This is a genomic window from Nonomuraea endophytica, assembly GCF_014203235.1.
GTDB classification, from domain to species: Bacteria; Actinomycetota; Actinomycetes; order Streptosporangiales; family Streptosporangiaceae; genus Nonomuraea; species Nonomuraea endophytica.
In genome coordinates, this window is record NZ_JACHIN010000013.1 from 281,753 (window position 1) to 297,720 (window position 15,968).

The 15,968-nt window shown below is 71.9% G+C and carries 19 protein-coding genes; 12 read left to right on the top strand and 7 right to left on the bottom strand.

Going from position 1 to position 15,968, the window contains the following annotated elements; translation table 11 throughout:
* Positions 1-91: 91 nt before the first annotated feature.
* The 3 genes from HNR40_RS39550 to HNR40_RS39560 are packed head-to-tail and all read left to right on the top strand — an operon-like array spanning position 92 to position 2,276.
* Positions 92-439, top strand: a complete 348-nt coding sequence (locus HNR40_RS39550) for a GntR family transcriptional regulator (protein ID WP_184970800.1) — start codon at positions 92-94, stop codon at positions 437-439.
* A complete protein-coding gene (locus tag HNR40_RS39555) occupies positions 436-1,398 on the top strand; it encodes a DUF1648 domain-containing protein (RefSeq protein WP_184970802.1) in 963 nt (320 codons plus the stop codon). Before HNR40_RS39550 ends, HNR40_RS39555 begins: the two co-directional genes overlap by 4 nt.
* Positions 1,398-2,276, top strand: a complete 879-nt coding sequence (locus tag HNR40_RS39560) for a CPBP family intramembrane glutamic endopeptidase (protein WP_184970977.1) — start codon at positions 1,398-1,400, stop codon at positions 2,274-2,276. The genes HNR40_RS39555 and HNR40_RS39560 overlap by 1 nt, the downstream gene beginning before the upstream one ends.
* A 46-nt stretch (positions 2,277-2,322) precedes the next feature.
* Here HNR40_RS39560 and HNR40_RS39565 read toward each other — a convergent pair whose 3' ends face one another.
* Together HNR40_RS39565 and HNR40_RS39570 are read right to left on the bottom strand one after the other, a co-directional pair.
* On the bottom strand, positions 2,323-3,126 hold the full coding sequence (locus tag HNR40_RS39565) for an adenosylcobinamide-GDP ribazoletransferase (protein ID WP_184970804.1): 804 nt from the start codon (positions 3,124-3,126) through the stop codon (positions 2,323-2,325).
* Between the two features lie 2 nt (positions 3,127-3,128).
* A complete protein-coding gene (locus tag HNR40_RS39570) occupies positions 3,129-4,454 on the bottom strand; it encodes an aminoglycoside 3'-phosphotransferase (protein ID WP_184970806.1) in 1,326 nt (441 codons plus the stop codon).
* 24 nt (positions 4,455-4,478) lie between these two features.
* Here HNR40_RS39570 and HNR40_RS39575 point away from each other — a divergent pair, with 24 nt between their 5' ends.
* Positions 4,479-5,279 carry an ABC transporter ATP-binding protein gene (locus HNR40_RS39575; protein ID WP_184970808.1) on the top strand — a complete coding sequence of 267 codons (801 nt, stop codon included), beginning with the start codon at positions 4,479-4,481 and terminating at the stop codon, positions 5,277-5,279.
* Here the strand turns inward: HNR40_RS39575 and HNR40_RS39580 are convergent.
* Positions 5,226-6,164, bottom strand: a complete 939-nt coding sequence (locus HNR40_RS39580; protein ID WP_184970810.1) for a LysR family transcriptional regulator — start codon at positions 6,162-6,164, stop codon at positions 5,226-5,228. The genes HNR40_RS39575 and HNR40_RS39580 overlap by 54 nt on opposite strands.
* Before the next feature lie 71 nt (positions 6,165-6,235).
* On the opposite strand from HNR40_RS39580, the gene HNR40_RS39585 reads away from it, so the two are divergent.
* Positions 6,236-7,087 (top strand): NAD-dependent epimerase/dehydratase family protein, encoded by an 852-nt coding sequence (locus tag HNR40_RS39585; RefSeq protein WP_184970812.1) that lies wholly within the window; start codon positions 6,236-6,238, stop codon positions 7,085-7,087.
* On the opposite strand, the gene HNR40_RS39590 is transcribed toward HNR40_RS39585, so the two are convergent.
* Positions 7,088-8,077 carry a bifunctional adenosylcobinamide kinase/adenosylcobinamide-phosphate guanylyltransferase gene (locus HNR40_RS39590; RefSeq protein WP_184970814.1) on the bottom strand — a complete coding sequence of 330 codons (990 nt, stop codon included), beginning with the start codon at positions 8,075-8,077 and terminating at the stop codon, positions 7,088-7,090.
* A gap of 38 nt (positions 8,078-8,115) precedes the next feature.
* Positions 8,116-8,799: an SCO2322 family protein gene (locus HNR40_RS39595; protein WP_184970815.1), complete on the bottom strand. Its 684-nt coding sequence runs from the start codon at positions 8,797-8,799 to the stop codon at positions 8,116-8,118.
* A gap of 82 nt (positions 8,800-8,881) precedes the next feature.
* On the opposite strand from HNR40_RS39595, the gene HNR40_RS39600 reads away from it, so the two are divergent.
* On the top strand, positions 8,882-9,088 hold the full coding sequence (locus tag HNR40_RS39600) for a hypothetical protein (protein ID WP_184970816.1): 207 nt from the start codon (positions 8,882-8,884) through the stop codon (positions 9,086-9,088).
* 53 nt (positions 9,089-9,141) lie between these two features.
* Here the strand turns inward: HNR40_RS39600 and HNR40_RS39605 are convergent, their stop codons facing one another.
* Positions 9,142-10,140 carry an aldo/keto reductase family protein gene (locus HNR40_RS39605; protein WP_184970817.1) on the bottom strand — a complete coding sequence of 333 codons (999 nt, stop codon included), beginning with the start codon at positions 10,138-10,140 and terminating at the stop codon, positions 9,142-9,144.
* A gap of 80 nt (positions 10,141-10,220) precedes the next feature.
* On the opposite strand from HNR40_RS39605, the gene HNR40_RS39610 reads away from it, so the two are divergent.
* On the top strand, positions 10,221-11,225 hold the full coding sequence (locus HNR40_RS39610; protein WP_184970818.1) for an SMI1/KNR4 family protein: 1,005 nt from the start codon (positions 10,221-10,223) through the stop codon (positions 11,223-11,225).
* A gap of 28 nt (positions 11,226-11,253) precedes the next feature.
* Here HNR40_RS39610 and HNR40_RS39615 read toward each other — a convergent pair whose 3' ends face one another.
* Positions 11,254-11,865: a DUF3043 domain-containing protein gene (locus HNR40_RS39615; RefSeq protein ID WP_312896679.1), complete on the bottom strand. Its 612-nt coding sequence runs from the start codon at positions 11,863-11,865 to the stop codon at positions 11,254-11,256.
* 126 nt (positions 11,866-11,991) lie between these two features.
* Here HNR40_RS39615 and HNR40_RS39620 point away from each other — a divergent pair, with 126 nt between their 5' ends.
* Genes HNR40_RS39620 through HNR40_RS39640 form a run of 5 tightly spaced genes read left to right on the top strand, consistent with a single transcriptional unit; the run spans position 11,992 to position 15,961 of the window.
* Entirely contained in the window at positions 11,992-12,816 is an 825-nt protein-coding gene (locus HNR40_RS39620; protein WP_221341372.1) for a PspA/IM30 family protein, read from the top strand.
* A complete protein-coding gene (gene pspAA, locus HNR40_RS39625; RefSeq protein ID WP_184970819.1) occupies positions 12,813-13,091 on the top strand; it encodes a PspA-associated protein PspAA in 279 nt (92 codons plus the stop codon). Before HNR40_RS39620 ends, pspAA begins: the two co-directional genes overlap by 4 nt.
* A 3-nt stretch (positions 13,092-13,094) precedes the next feature.
* On the top strand, positions 13,095-13,991 hold the full coding sequence (htpX, locus tag HNR40_RS39630) for a zinc metalloprotease HtpX (RefSeq protein ID WP_184970820.1): 897 nt from the start codon (positions 13,095-13,097) through the stop codon (positions 13,989-13,991).
* Entirely contained in the window at positions 13,988-14,545 is a 558-nt protein-coding gene (gene pspAB, locus HNR40_RS39635; protein WP_184970822.1) for a PspA-associated protein PspAB, read from the top strand. Before htpX ends, pspAB begins: the two co-directional genes overlap by 4 nt.
* Positions 14,546-14,596: 51 nt before the next feature.
* Positions 14,597-15,961, top strand: a complete 1,365-nt coding sequence (locus HNR40_RS39640; protein WP_184970824.1) for an alpha/beta fold hydrolase — start codon at positions 14,597-14,599, stop codon at positions 15,959-15,961.
* Positions 15,962-15,968: the final 7 nt, after the last annotated feature.

The window sequence follows — 15,968 nt, forward strand, 5'->3', positions numbered from 1 at the left end:
TCCGCGCTTTCTGTCTAGTCACAAACAGGGGTTCATCCCATGAATCGCTGGTAGGCATCATCAAGGGAATGGTGCTAGTGTCATTAGCACCATGCTGCTCACTCTGGACCTCAACGACGCCCGCCCCCTGCACGAGCAGGTGGCCGGCGCGATCAGGCGCGCCATCGGCGACGGCTCGTACGCCCCCGGCGACCGGCTGCCGTCCGCCCGCGACCTGGCCGACGTGCTCGGCATCAACGCCAACACCGTGCTGCGCGCCCTGCGCGACCTGCGCGACGAGGGGTTGCTGGAGTTCAGGAGAGGGCGCGGGATCAGCGTGGCCGGCCAGCTGGACGGCCGTGCTCTGCTCGTTCAGCGCGCCCGCGAGCTGCTGGAAGAGGCCAGAAGATACGGCTACCGCCGTGACGACCTCATCGCGATTTTGGAGGAACTGCCATGACAACCCGGATCGTCGGCACGGTGTGGGGATTGATCATCACCGCTGTGCTCGTCACGGTGCCCCTCTCCTTCCGTGACCGCCTGCCGGATCCGCTCGCCACCCACTGGTCCGACCGGGCCGACAGGTCCTCGTCGTTCACCCAGTTCATGCTGATGGCCGTCCTGCCGTGGGTGGTGACGTGGGCGGTGATGGTGGGCATGGCCCTGCACGGCCGGATGCTGCGCCGCCGCCTCAGCCGCGGCTACTGGTGGGGCTTCCTGGTCGGGGTCGGCCTGTTCGCCGTGGGCATCACGCTGACCACCGTCTACGCCAACCTCGACCGGCCCGTCTGGACCGAGGCCGAGTTGCCGGCCTGGATCGTGCTGGCCGTCGTCGTGGCGGCCGCGAGCGGCGGGCTGGCCGCCGGCTTCCTCGGCAGGGGCGAGCCCGACCAGCCGCCGCCCGCCGGTGAGGCTCCGCCCAAGCTGCGGCTGCGCGCCGGTCAGCGGTCCGTATGGGTGAGCCGGGTCAGCAACCCCTGGCTGCTGGCCATGACCGTGGTGGGCGGGGCGACGTTCATCGTGGCCGCGGGCGTGGCCTTCATCGGCGCCACCCCGGACACGGTCTGGGGCTCGCTGCTGTTCGCCAGTGCGGTGGTGTTCGTGTCCGGCCTGTTCACCAGCGCCGCCATCGTGCGGGTCACCGACGACGGGCTGGCGCTCGGCTTCGGCCCGTTCGGCTGGCCGGTGCGGCGGATCCGGCTGTCCAAGATCGAGAAGGCGTGGTCAGAGGTCCGCTACCCGAGCCAGGTCGGCGGCTGGGGCATCCGCGGGGTGCCCGGCATGGCCGCGATCATGCTGCGCGGCGGCGACTGCCTCGTGCTGCGCTACCACTCCGGTGGCCAACTGCTCATCAGCGTCGACGACGCCCGGCGCGGCGCCTCGCTGATCAACGCCCTGATCGAGGAGAAAGTGGCGTGATGGCGCTCTTCCTGGTGGTCGCGTTCGGGCTGGCGTGGGCGTTCAGCCTGCCGCTGTGGCTCGGTGGCGGGCTGGCCTCGCCGGCGTTCATGATCAGTGCCACGGCGCTCATGTTCACGCCCACTCTGGGCGTGCTGGCGGTGTGGGCCAGGACCCGCACGCCGTTCCGTGAGTGGGCGCGCGAGAACGGCCTCACGTTCGGCCCCGACCGCCGCCGCACCCTCCTGCTCATGGCCGCGGCCTGGATCGGCACGCCGCTGGTGGTCGCGCTCTGCCTCGCGTTGAGCGCGGCGCTGGGGCTGGTCTCGCTGGACCTGGGCGGGCTCAGCCTGTTCAAGCAGGGCATGGAGGCGGCCGGCGTCCCGGTGCCCGCCGACGTGAGCGGGCTGGTGATCGCGCAGATCGTGTTCGCCGTGGTGGCCACGCCGCTGCTCAACGCGCTGCCCGTCCTCGGCGAGGAACTGGGCTGGCGTGGATGGCTGCTGCCGCGCCTGGTGGCCGCGCGCGGGGTGCTGGGCGGGTTGCTGCTGTCCGGGGTGATCTGGGGCGTGTGGCACTTCCCGATCACCTTGCTCGGCTACAACTATCCGGCGCTGGGTCCGTGGGCGGGGCCGTACTTCATCGTCACCTGCGTCCTGCTCGGGGTCACGATGGGCTGGCTGCGGCTGCGCACCGGCAGCGTGTGGCCCGCCGTGGTGGCGCACGGCGCGATCAACGGCGTCACGGGCACGTCCCTCCTGCTGGGCGATGCCGCCGCCCCGCCCAACCCGGCCGTCGTCGGCGTCACCGGCCTCGTGGGGTGGGTGGTCCTCGCCCTGCTGGGCGCGGCCCTGCTCAAGCTCTATCCGGTACGGCCCGCCGAACCGGCCACCATCTGAACCCCCGCCTTCAGACGAGCCCGGCCACCATCTGAGCCCCCTGCCTTCAGGTGAGCAGGGCGCAGGTGACCAGGGCGGCGGTGGTGGCCGTCTCCACCAGGGCGCCGAGAACGTCACCGGTGATCCCGCCCAGCCGTCGCCGCGCGTGCCCGAGCAGGGCCATGGCCGCCGCCAGCCCCGCCACCACCGCCAACGGCAGCACCACCGCGACCGGCAGCCAGCCGAGACCTGGCCGGGCGCCGGGCGAGCCGGGTAGCCAAGCCTGGAGGCCGACGGCCAGGGCGAGGATCAGGGTCAGCGTGGCGAGGGTGGTGGTCCAGCGGGCGGCGGGCCGTACCGTGGCGGCGACCATGGCGCCCAGGCCGTCGGGGCGGGCGGCGGGGACGTCCGCCCGGCAGGCCCACGTGAGCGCGAGGCGTCCCGTCGCACAGGCCGTGACCAGGGACGCCGCCCCCAGCCACGCGGGCAGGCCGGACAGGGCGGCGGCCTGGATGAGCAGGGTGAAGACCAGCGTCAGCACCCCGAACGGCCCGATGTCCGACTTTTTCATGATGTCGAGGGCTTGAGGTGCGGGCTTGCCGCTGCCCAGCCCGTCGGCGAGGTCGGCCAGGCCGTCCAGGTGCAGGCCCCGGGTGAGGAGGGCGAGCAGCCCCAGCGACAACGCGGCGGCCAGGAGCGGCGGCCCCGGCGACACCAGCGGCAGCAGCAACGGCACCGCCGCCACCACGCCCAGCACCAGCCCGGCCAGCGGCGCCAGCGCCATCGCCCGCCCGGCCACCTCCCGGTCCACCCGCGAGACCCGCACCGGGAAGACCGACAGCGTGCCGAACGCGAACCTCAGCCCGTCCATGCTCAGAACAGCTCGTCGATCAGCCGGTAGTAAGCCAGCTTGGCCTCGTCGGGCGCGTCCAGGCCATAGGCGGACAGGAAGGCGGCCACGGCCTCGGGCCCGAAGTCGCCGCTCAGGTCCCGCAGCGCGATGGCCAGGTCCCGGTAGCGGTCGGCCACGCCCAGCCGCGCCAGGTCGATGAGCACGCCGTTCGTCATCACGTTGGACGGGGTGAAGTCGCCGTGGGCCACGACCAGATCCTCCTGGTCCGGCCGCTCGGCCAGCAGCCGCTCGTAGACCTGCGTGGGCGTGCGGCCGAGGTTGTCGTCGTCGAAGTCGTCGGCGTCCACCCGCCCCTCGACCACGTTGCGCCGCGCCTGGGCGAGCAGTACGTCCAGCCGCCCGTCAAAAGGACAGTCCGCCACGGGTACGGCATGCAGCTCCCGCAACGCCCTGCCCATCGCCGCGCCGGGATCGTCCGAGGCCGCCAGCGTCTCGACCCCGGTGTCGGCGGTGACCAGCACGTCCCCCTCGAACGCCACCACCCCGGCCACCCCCGCCCGCTCCCGCAGCCACACCAGCCGCGCGTGCTCGGCCACCGCCTCCGGCCCCCGGCGGACGAAGTAGGAGCCCGCACGGGCCAGCGACCCGCTGGCGCCGTCATGGTCGTGATCCCACTCGGGCTCCTCACCCAGAAGCGCGGCGACAGAAGGCGGCAAAGGCACTACAAGCCCCGCAAGATCCACGTCCGCGAACAACCTCGCTTCCACCACCTCGCCGAACTCCCGCCCCGCCTCCGTCCCTTGGCCGAACTCCCGCCCCGCCTCCGTCGCCTGGCCGAACTCCTGGCGTGGATCGGGCGCCTGGCCGAACTGGCGGCGAAGCTCCGGCGTCCCGGCGAACCGCCGGTGGAGCTCCCGTGACTCGGCGAGTGCCTGCCTGGCCTCGTCGGGGCGGCCCTGCTCGGCCAGCGTCCAGCCCAGGCGCAGCAGCGGCAGAGCGGCCAGCTCGGGCGCCTGCGCCCTGGCGAGTTCCAGCGTCATCCGGCAGATCAGCTCAGAGCCCGGCAGGTCGCCGTCGTGCCGATACAGGTCGGCGAGGTCGGTCCGGGCGGCGATCACCTCGCCGGGCGACCCGGCCAGTTCCACCGCGCGCCGCAGGTGAACGGCGGCCCGCTCGTACTCGCCCAATGCCAGCAGCGCCACGCCCAGCGCCCGCTGCGACTCATGATCGACGGCCCCGTCGGCCGCCGCCCGCTCCACCAGCGCCCGGAGTTTCGGATGGTCCGCAACGACCATCCGCAGCCGTGCATCGTAGGTGATCAGTTGGCGGACCTTGTCACTCAGCATGATTTAGGACGTTATCGTGGCCGGATGCACGTGCTGGAACTCGAAGGTGTCGGTGTCCGTGTCGTCGGCAAGACCCTGCTGTCCTCGATCGACTGGCGGGTCGACTTCGGCGAGCACTGGGTGGTGCTCGGCCCCAACGGCGCCGGCAAGACCACTCTGCTGTCGCTGGCCTCGGCCGTACGCCACCCGACCGAGGGGTCGGTCCACGTGCTCGGCCACCGCCTCGGCCGGGTGGACCTGCGCGAGCTGCGCCGCCACATCGGCCTCGTCGCCGCCAGCCAGCGGCTCGTGGACGAGAGCCTGATGGAGGACGAGGACGCCACCGCGCTCACCGTGGTCCTCACCGGGCACACCGGGACCAGCGTCCCGCTGTGGGACAAGCTTGGCGAGGCCGAGCGCGAGCGCGCCCTGCGCCTGCTCGCCGACCTCGGCTGCAAGGACCTGGCCGACCGGGAGTTCCGCGTCTGCTCGCAGGGGGAGCGGGCGCGCGTACGCATCGCCAGGGCGCTCATGGCCGACCCGGCCGTCCTGCTGCTCGACGAGCCGGCCGCCGGCCTCGACCTGCCCGCCCGCGAGGACCTCATCTCGGCCATCGAGGACCTGGCCGCCACCCGCCCCGTCCTCACCACCGTCACGGTCACCCACCACCTGGAGGAGGTGCCGGCCACGACCACGCACGCGATGCTCATGAAGGACGCCCGCGTGCTCGCCGCCGGCCCCGTCGACGACGTGCTGACCCCGGACAACCTCTCGGACTGCTTCGGCCGCCCGCTACACGCCGACCGCCTCGACGGCCGCTGGTACGCCCGCGCCGTCCGCCCCTGACACCAGCAGCTCGGTCAGCCTGTCCACGTACGGCCGCGCCGCCCCGCCCCGCCGCCGGGAGGTGGCCACCCCGATGAACCGCGACGGGCTGGGCGCCTCCAGCGTGAGCACGGCCAGATCGGACGCCCCGGTCAGGGCGATCTCCGGGATGAGCGCGACCCCGACGCCCGCCGACACGAGCGACTGCGCGAAGAAGTAGTCGGTGGCGCTGCACGAGACCCGCAGCTCGAACCCGGCCATCGTCGCGTACTGCCGCAGCAGGGCCATGGTTTTGAGGCAGCCGAGCACCCAGCGCTCCCCGCTCAGCTCGCCCAGGGCGACCCGCTCCCGCCCGGCCAGATGGTGCCCGCCCGGCAGGACCAGGCGCAGCGGGTCGCGTGCCAGCGGCGTCCAGTCGAGTCCCGAGCGGTCGCCGGGCCGGGCGGGCGGCAGGCCGTCGAAGTGGTAGGCGAGCGCCAGATCGGCCCGGCCGGCGCGGACCAGCGGGAGCGCGTCCTCGGGCTCGCCTTCGACGATGGTGAGCTCCACCTCGGGATGCTCGGCCACGAACGCGGCCAGCGCCTGGGGCAGCACGACCCGGCCGCCGCTGGTGAACGCCGCCACGGTCAGCTGGGCGCGCGCGGCCGACAGGCGGTCGATGCGCTCCTGGGCGTCGCTCAGCTCGGCGGCGATGGCGTCGGCCGCCTCCACGAGCATGCGGCCGGGTTCGGTCAGCGTCACTCCGCGGGTGCTGCGCTCGACCACGGCGATGCCGAGCCCGCGTTCGAGCGCGGCGATCTGCTGCGAGACCGCCGACGGGGTGAAGCGCAGGGCGCCGGCGGCACGGTTGAAGCTGCCGTGCTTCGCCACCTCGCGGAGGATTTTCAGCCGGTGAACGTCAATCAACAGTTCTCCTAATGGCCGATTGAGTAGGTCATCACTACCACTGTCGACTATATGGTCGCATGCTGGCCCGCATGAACGAGATCTGTGTCATCGGCGGCAGCCGCTACTTCGGGCGGCGGCTGATCGAGAACCTGCGCGACCACGGAGCTCGCGTCACCGTCGTCAACCGGGGCTCGTCCACGCCGCCCGAGGGGGTCACCCACCTGCGCGCCGACCGGGGTGACGAGGAGGCCATGCGGCTGGCGCTGGCCGGCCGTTCCTTCGACGCCGTCGTCGACCAGGTCTGCTACACCCCGCGGCACGCCGCCGTCGCCCGCCGGGTCTTCGAGGGCAAGACCCGGCGGTACGTGATGACCTCCACGGTCGAGGTCTACGCCGATCTCGGCGGCGGCGCGCCGTACCGGGAGGACGCGCTCGACTTCACGGCCGGAATCGTCCGTGCGGACCTGCTCCGGGGCGGGGAACGTCACTATGGCGCGGGCAAGCGGCTGGCCGAGGCGGTGCTGCGGTCGGCGGGGTTCGTGTTCACGGCCGTGCGGACCGCCCACGTGCTCGGCGGGGACGATTTCACCGGGCGGCTCGACCACTACGTGCGGCGGGTGGACGCGGGGGTTCCGGTCGGGATCTGCGCCGATCCGCGTCCTGCCTCCTTCATCCACGAGCGTGAGATCGCCGCCTTCCTGGCCTGGGCCGCGCTCGGCGACTTCAGCGGGCCGGTCAACGCCTGCTCCCACGGCACGCTCGACGTCAGGCGGCTGTGCGAGACGATCGGGCGGCCGCTCTACACGCGCGGGGACTCGCCGTACTCCTTCGAGCGCGACTACACCATGGACAACGGCCGCGCCACCACACTCGGCTTCAGGTTCTCGAACGTCGGCGACTGGCTGCCCGGCGTCGTGCGGGAGACACGTGCTTACGTCTGATCAGAGCGGCAGCAGCCGCCCGGCGACCACCAGCGCCACGTACTCGGACTCGGCCGCCAGCCGTTCGTTGAGCTTGCCCAGGACGTCGCGGAAGGCGCGCCCGCTCGCGGTCGCCGGCACCACGCCCAGGCCCACCTCGTCCGAGACGGCCACGATCTCGACCGGCGTCCGCCGCCAGGCCTCGACCAGCTCGTCGCAGCGCCGCCAGACCGGCTCGCGCGGACCCTCCCAGGCCCCGTGCTCGTCGAACACCGCCGCCACCCACGTTCCGAGCCCGTCCACCAGCAGCGGCGTGGTGGCCGTCGCGATGGTCCCGGCCAGGTCCGTGGTCTCGGCGGTGTCCCAGTGCGCCGGCCGCCGCTCCCGGTGCGCGCGCACCCGCGCCGCCCACTCTCCGTCACCGGCCCCCGACGGCCCGGTCGCCACGTACGTCACGTGCGGCTCGGCCGCCAGCCGCAGCTCGGCCTCGGCCGACTTGCCCGACCGCGACCCGCCCAGCAGCAGCGTCCTGCGCGGGTGCGGGACCCGCGCGGGGCCGGGCAGCTCCAGGACCGTTCCATCCGGTACGGCCCGCGCCCCCCACAACTCCAGCCGCCTGCCCAGCTCCTCCTCCGAGCGCACCCGGTGATCCAGCCCCACGGCCACGACCTGCGCGCCCGCCGCGACCATCCCGGCCCGGCGCAGCTCCCCGAGCCGCTCCGGCCGCCCGAGCAGATCGAGCAGCACCACGTCATACGGCCCGCCAGCCCCGTCATCGGGCAAGGCGGCGTCCGGCTCGAACAGCAGCCGCACCCCTCCGCGCACATGCGAGCCGGGCGGCAAGACCTGACCGTCCACGAGCACATGCGAGCCGGGCGATATGGCCTGACCGTCCACGAGCACCTCGGTGGGCCGCCGGTGGCCGCCGGGCAGGGTCAGGCAGGAGGCGCACGGGCAGCCGGGTTCCGGCCGGCCGCGCGGCCCCGCCGTACCGGAGAGCACGATCTTCACTGTCCGGAGCCTAGCGCCGGGCGGAAAGGGCGGCGGGGTCAGGAGCGGGCGCTGTGGGCGGCGGGTCGGGTGCGGCGGTGGGTGGCGACGACGGCGCCGCCCGCCAGCAGGACCAGGACGCCGGCGCCACCGAGGATCAGCGGCAGCGGCAGCCCGCCCGATGCGGACACGGACGCGGGCGCCGATGCCTCTGTGCCGCCCTTCTCCTGCGCGGGGTAGTCGTTGACCGCGACGACCCGTTCCCGCTCGTCCACGCGCGTCCTGGCGGCCTGGGCGAGCAACTGCGCGGCGCTCGCCTCCTTGGCGTCGCGCACGCAGGTGCGGATCGGCGCGGGGGGACGTTCGCCCGGGTAGGCGTCGTTGTCGGCGTCGCCGAAGTCCACGAGCACGGCCACGCGCTTGCCGTCGCCGCCGGTCTGCTGCCCGCACACGGCGGTGAAGTCGGCCAGTTCGCCGCCGGGCGGCTCGGCGGCGGTGCCGTCGGGGGAGGCGGCGAAGCGCCAGCCGACCACGTCGCCCTCGGCGGGCACGTCCGCGGGCGCGGCGGCCAGCCAGGCGGTGCCGTCGCTCTTCCAGACGCTCCAGATACGCACGGCGTTCGGATCGGGCGCCCCCGGCACCGGACCGCCGGGAGAGACCGGCGGAGTGGCGAGGGCGGGAACGGTGAGGAGCGCCACCGCCGCCGCCGCACTTCCCGCGGCAACACGAATTCTGCGCAGCATCGAATGACCTCCAGGTGGGGAGTAGGGTTCCATAACCGTCGGAAGGTGCACCGGCGAACCCGCGGAAAAAGGAGCGTATGGCATGACATGGCGGTGGCGTTATGAAAATGCAAATGGTGGTGAGGTAACGGACCGCCCATTGCCGCGAGAAGTCTTTCCGAGTCAGGCCGATGCCGAGTCGTGGCTCGGGGAAAACTACCGTGAGCTGCTCGAAGCCGGTGTCGAACAAGTTGCGTTGCTGGAGGAGGACCGCGTCGAATACGCGGGAATGGCATTGCGCGCGGAGTAACGAAAAACCCCTTGAGTGACTCAAGGGGTTTTTGTTTATTCAGTTGAATGACGTCAGGGGCGCTTCTCCGGGCTGACCGTCTTGGCCGGGTCGCGCTCCACGATCGGGCCCAGCGCGTCGTCGATGCGCTTCAGCACTTCCGCGTCGAGCTTGACGCCGACCGCCTTCACGTTGTCGCGCACCTGCTCGGGCCGCGTGGCGCCGACGATGGCGCTGGCCACGTTCGGGTTCTGCAGAACCCAGGCGACGGCGAGCTGGGCCATGGTGAGACCCAGGTCGGCGGCGATCGGCTTGAGCTCCTGCACGCGGGTGAGCACGTCGTCATCGAGGAAGCGGGAGATGAACCCGGCCCCCAACTCGGAGGTGGCGCGCGAGCCCGCGGGCGGCGGCTGGCCGGGCAGATACTTGCCGCTCAGCACACCCTGGGCGATCGGCGACCAGACGATCTGGCTGACGCCTTCCTTCTCGCTCAGCGGCACGACCTCCGCCTCGATGACCCGCCACAGCGCCGAGTACTGCGGCTGGTTCGACACGATCCGGTCGAAGCCCATCTCGTCGGCGATCTTCAGCGCCTGGGCGATCTGGCCGGCGGTCCACTCGCTGACGCCCACGTACAGGACCTTGCCCTGGCGTACCAGGTCGTCGAAGGTCTTGAGCGTCTCCTCCAGCGGCGTCTCGTTGTCGAAGCGGTGCGCCTGGTAGAGGTCGACGTAGTCGGTCTGCAGGCGGCGCAGCGAGCCGTGGATGGACTCGGTGATGTGCTTGCGGGACAGGCCGCGGTCGTTCTGCCCGGGGCCGGTGGGCCAGTAAACCTTGGTGAAGATCTCGAGCGACTCCCTGCGCACGCCCTTGAGCGCCCGTCCGAGGACTTCCTCGGCCTTCGTGCCCGCGTAGACGTCGGCGGTGTCGAAGGTGGTGATGCCCTCGTCGAGCGCCGCCCGGACGCACAGCTTGGCGGCGTCCTCCTCGACCTGTGAGCCGTGGGTGATCCAGTTGCCGTAGCTGATCTCGCTGACCAGGAGACCGCTGCGGCCGAGGTGACGGAATTCCATACATCCGACCTTAGGCGGTATGGGCGAGGCGGCCGACCACCGGGCCGTCCGGGCGGGGTTTTCGGGATAGGGTGCCCGGCGTGCTGAAGCTCGTGCGGGTCGCGCTGACGGCCGCGATTCTGGTCGCACTGGGGGTACGGCTGCGCCGCCGCGCCCGGAGACCGAGCCCGGTGCCGCCCTCTCCCGCTCCCCGGCCGGTGGAGGTCCGCGGGAAGACGGGCATGTGGCTCGCCTGGGTGGTCATCGCGGCGGTGGTGGCGGTGGTCCTGGCCGTGGCGCTGATACCCGCGCAGGGCCGGAATCGGGCCGAAGGCACGGACCAGGAACAGCCCGGCCAGACGCTCACCCTGAACTCGCACGGCCAGGTGCTGTCGGCTGAAACCCCCGACGGCGCGGACGCCACGCCACCCCCCGCGGTGGCAACGCCGTCAACCGCAGCGGCAACGCCGTCGTCCGCGGCGGTCACGCCATCACCCGCGGAGGCGACGCCGCAGGTGCTTGCCGGGCCGGTCACCTGCACCCCCGTCAGGCGGCCGGTGGCGATCCGGCCCATCGACACGTCGGTGAAGCGGCAGGTCATCAAGGAGTGGCGCAGGATCGAGCGGTGGCTCAGGGCGAACGCGCCCACCACCTACCGCACGCTCGGCGCCCCGGGCAGGGCGCGCACGATCGCGGTCGCCGAGTCGCAGATGGGCCTGGACTTCCCCGACGACCTGAGGGCCTCGCTGCTGCGCCACAACGGCGGCAACGACGTGCTGCCCGGCGGTCTCGACCTGACGATCAGGCAGATCCGCGACACCTGGCGCGGGCAGTGCCGTGTGGACGGGGAGTGGTGGCAGGCTCCCCGGATGATCCCGTTCCAGTCCCGATGGTCGGGGCGATGGGCCGTGGTCGACGCCGCGTCACACAACGTGAGCTGGGACGACGACGTCGCGGACTTCGGCCTCGACGCGGCGCCCACGCCCGTCACCTTCCTGCTGCGCACCACTGCGGACGTACTGGAACGCGGTGGTGACGTCGCCGGTTGGACGCCGAAGGTGAAGCGCGGGGTACTCCAGTGGAAGCTGGAGTACCTGGAAAACTGACCGCGGCGCCGTACCGGAAAAAGATCTCCTACTTCTTGGGCGGGACGGGCCTGCCGCCCGGAAGCAGCTGCGGCGGCGGGAAGCGCAGCTTGCGGATCTGCAGCGCCCGCATCGCGGCGTAGAACCCGACGCCCTTCATGGGCTCGTTCGGGAATTTGGCCGTCGCCTCCTTCTTGACCTTCCAGGAGACGTACACCGACGTGAACAGCACGCCGACCATCATGATCGGCCAGCCCGTCAGCATCACCCAGTAAAGGACGACCTCCCGCTGGCCGGCCGGCCAGGGAATCCAGGTCAGCAGCAGGATGAGCAGGGAGAAGGGCAGGAAGTACTGGCTGGGCAGGCGGCGCGAGTCGACCCAGTCACGGGCGAACTTGCGCGCGGGCCCCCGGTCGCGGACCGGGAAGTACTTCTCGTCACCGGCCAGCATGCCCTTCCTGGCCCGGTCCCGCTCGGCGGCCTGTTTCGCCCGCATGGCGCGGTAGGCCTCCTTGCGGTCCTTCGGCGCGGAGACGGGCTGGCGCCTTCTGCCTTCGGCATCCCGGCGCTTGGGTGTGGGACGACCCTTACCCTGGGGTTTAGGATCGTCAGCGGGGACGGGGGTGTCGTCCACGGAGGTCTGGGAACGGCGTCGCAACACGTCGTCAACCCTACCTGTACTGCAACTTAGTGACGCCCTCGTGCGTTATGCGTAGGGTAATCCCAAGGCGGCTGCGCTGCAGTGGGTGACCAACAGCACGACCTAAGAAGGGGACGGCCGACGCGCATGAGCGTGATGAAGAGACTTTCGATGATCTTCAAGTCCAAGGCCAACAAGGCCCTGGACAAAATGGAGGATCCACGCGAGACCCTCGACTATTCGTACCAGCGCCAGCTTGAGCTGCTGCAGAAGGTACGCAGGGGCGTGGCCGACGTCGCCACCTCCCGTAAGCGGGTCGAGCTGCAGATCAATGGACTGGAGCAGCAATCCAGGAAGCTGGAGGACCAGGGCCGCAAGGCGCTGTCCGTGGGCCGTGAGGACCTCGCGCGTGAGGCGCTGAGCCGTCGCTCCGGTCTGCAGACGCAGATGGCCGATCTGCGCATCCAGCACGACAACCTTCAGGGCGAGGAGGAGAAGCTCACCACGGCCTCCCAGCGCCTGCAGGCCAAGGTCGACTCCTTCCGCACGAAGAAGGAGACGATCAAGGCGACCTACACGGCCGCCGAGGCGCAGACGCGCATCAACGAGGCTTTCTCCGGCATCTCGGAGGAGATGGGCGACGTCGGCCTGGCTATCCAGCGTGCCGAGGACAAGACCGCGCAGATGCAGGCGCGGGCCGGGGCGATCGACGAGCTGCTGGCCAGCGGCGCGCTCGACGACTTCAGCGGCACCCGTGGCGACGACATCCAGGCCGAGCTCGACCGCATGGGCGGCGGCATGGACGTCGAGCTTGAGCTGGCCCGCATGAAGGCCGAGCTCGGCCAGGGCCCGGCGCCGCAGGGCTCGATCGAGCAGGGACAGCCGCAGCAGGCCCAGCAGCCTCAGCCGCAGGCCCAGCCGCAGCAGCAGCCCCAGACCCAGCAGCTGCCCAGGCAGGGGGACGGAGCATGATCGTACGGATCATGGGCGAGGGTCAGGTGGAGATCTCCGCCGACGACATCGCCCTCCTCAACCAGCTGGACAGCGAGCTTGAGTCGGCCATCGAGGCCGACGACGAGGAGAACTTCCGAGTACGGCTGCACGCCCTGCTCGACAAGGTGCGCCACGTGGGCAAGGCGCTTTCCGACGACAGCCTTGAGCCGTCAGAGCTGATCCTTCCCCCCGCGGACGCCTCGATCGAGGAAGTCCGGGAGATGCTGGGCGACCAGGGCTTGATTCCTGGTTAACCCGTGCGCACGCGGTTCGCGTCCGACAGCGGCCTGACTCGTCGCATGGTCGTGACGATGTTCCTGCTCGGGTTGCTCTACGTTGCTTTCGTCGGCGTTCTCATCGCTTTGGGGGTGAGGGCGCTGACCGTGTTGGTCATCGCCGGTGTCATGCTGTTCGCGCAGTACTTCCTGTCCGACCGGATCGCCTTGTTCGCGATGGGCGGGCGGGAAGTATCGCCGCAGGAGGCGCCCGAGCTGCACGGCCTGATCGATCGGCTGTGCGCGCTGGCCGACATGCCCAAGCCGCGCGTCGCCATCGCCGACTCCGATGTGCCGAACGCCTTCGCGACGGGCCGTAACCAGAAAAAGGCCGTGATCTGCGTCACGACCGGCCTGCTGCGCCGCCTTGAGCCGCAGGAGCTCGAAGGGGTGCTGGCCCACGAACTCTCGCACGTCGCCCACCGCGACGTCGCGGTGATGACGATCGCCTCGTTCCTCGGCATCGTGGCCGGGCTGATGACCCGCTTCGCCCTCTATGCCGGCCTCGGCGGGCGCAGCCGTGACGACCGGGGCGGCCTGCCGATCGGCCTGATCATCCTGCTCGTCTCCATCCTCGTCTACGCGGTCAGCTTCCTGCTGACCAGAGCGCTGTCGCGCTACCGCGAACTCGCCGCCGACCGCGCCGGCGCCCTGCTCACGCAGCGGCCGAGCGCGCTGGCCAGCGCCCTGACCAAGGTGAGCGGGGAGATGGCCAGGATCCCGACCCGCGACCTGCGGGCGGCGGAGCCGTTCAACGCCTTCTACTTCGCCCCGGCGCTGTCGAGGGGGCAGTCGCTGGCGAACCTGTTCGCCACGCATCCGCCGTTGCAGAAGCGGCTGGACAACCTGGCCAAGATCTCGGCGGAGCTGGGCCGATGAAGTGGCTGGACTCCCTGCTGGGCCGGACGAAGGCCGCCAAACCCAACCTCGACGCGCTGTTCGCGCTGCCGTCGGCGGCGGTGACGCTGCAGGCCGCGACCGGGCTGGCGCCGACCGGGCTCGGCTCGGTGAGCTTCCGCGCGGCCGAGGGCGGCGCGTTCGCCACGCTGGAGAGTGACGTGCGCGCGCTGCTGGGCGAGCGCGTCGAGCGCTCCACGGACGCCTACGGCTACACCTGGCTCCTGGTACGGCGGGCCCCGTCCGACCTCAGCGACCTGGTCACCGAACTCCACGCGGTGAACTCCTCGCTGGAGGGCGCCGGGTTCGGCCCGTCGCTGCTGTGCTCGCTGGTGTCCTTCGCCGACCCGGCCGGCCGCCGCATGGCCGTGGTCTACCTCTACAAGCGCGGCACCTTCTACCCGTTCGCCCCGCTGCCGGGCGAGCGCCGGGACAACGCGCTCGAACTCCAGGCCAGGGGCGCGCTGGCCGGCGAGCTGCCGATCGAGGAGGATCTGGCGCGCTGGTTCCCGGTCTGGGGCGCGCCCGGTCTCTGAGACGGTGCCCCGGAGCGCCGGAATTGTCACGCAGAGTGATCTAATGGCGACGTGGAGCGTCGTCTGATCATGGTCTCGGCCTGTGCCTTCTTCGTCGCGGGCGTGGTGTACAGCGCCTGGGTGCCGGGTCAGTTCGCCAGCCCGGCGGTCGACGCGGCCGAGGGCTACCTCAGCGAGCTGGCCGCCCGCGACCAGCCCTGGTCGCGGTTGTTCCGGCTGGCCGACGTGCTGGCCGGGCTGGCCGTCGTGGCCGGCGTCGCGCTCGCGCCCAGGGAGCCGGCCGCGTGGGGCGGCTGGCTGGCCCTGACGCTGTTCGGGGTGTTCACGATCGCCGACGGCGCGCTCCCGCTGGACTGCGCGGTCGTCAGCGATCCGGCGTGCGCGCGCGGCCCGCTCTCGCTGCCGCACCACCTCCACACGCTCACCAGCACGCTCGCCTCCGTCTCCGCGCTGGCCGCGATGGTGGAGCTGGCCAGGATCTGGCGTACGCGCACCGCAGTCTTCCTGGCCGGCGCGTACGTGCTGGCCAGCGTGCTCACGCTGGTCGCGGTCATCGCCGCCCACTTCATCGGGGTGGCCCAGCGCTTCCAGGTCCTGGTGATCGCGCTCTGGCTGGTGTACGTGGCCGCGCGCCTGCTGGCCGCGCCCCACTCCGTCAGGGACGAGCGCAGCCCGCACGTGATCGAGGACGGCCGCGGCCCCGCCGTGCTGGTGGCCGCCGGGATGGGCGGCGCCTGGTTCCACTGGGACGCCGTGGCCGCCGGGCTCGCCCCCGCGCACCGGGTGATCCGCTTCGACCGCCCCGGACTCGGCCGCAGCCCCGCACCCCACACCCCGCCCACCCTGTACGGCGAGGCCGCCCGCCTGGCCGCCCTGGCCCCCTCCCATCCCGAGAAGGTGGCGGTGATCGCCCATTCGGTGGCCGCCTGGCACGCCGAGGCGTTCGCCCGCCTGCACCCGCTGCGCGTCTCCCGCGTGGTCCTGGTGGACCCGAGCTGCCGCAGGAAGCCGGGCCGCGGCACGTCGGCCCCCGGCCGGGCGCTGGGCCGCTGGCTGCCGGCCTTCGGCGGGACGTGGGCCGCCGCGGCGCTGGCGCGCTGCTTCGGGCCGCTGGCGCACCGGCTGGCCGGTGGCGGGCCCGACCGGGCGGGCGTCTACCGCGAGGGCAAGGTGCTGGCGGCGGTGGCGGGGGAGTGGCTGGCCTACCGGGACATGGCCGCCGAGCTGGAGCGCGTCCGGCGGGAGCATCCCTATCCGCGGGTGCCGACACTGGTGATCACGGCCGGGCGTGCCGACCGCTGCCAGCAGCGGCTGGCGGACGCGCTCGGCGCGGAGCTGCTGCGGCTGCCGAGGGCCGGGCACCAGGTCCAGCTTGACGCTCCCGAGGCCATCACCAGGTCATTTAACGGAAAGTAGCCGGGTA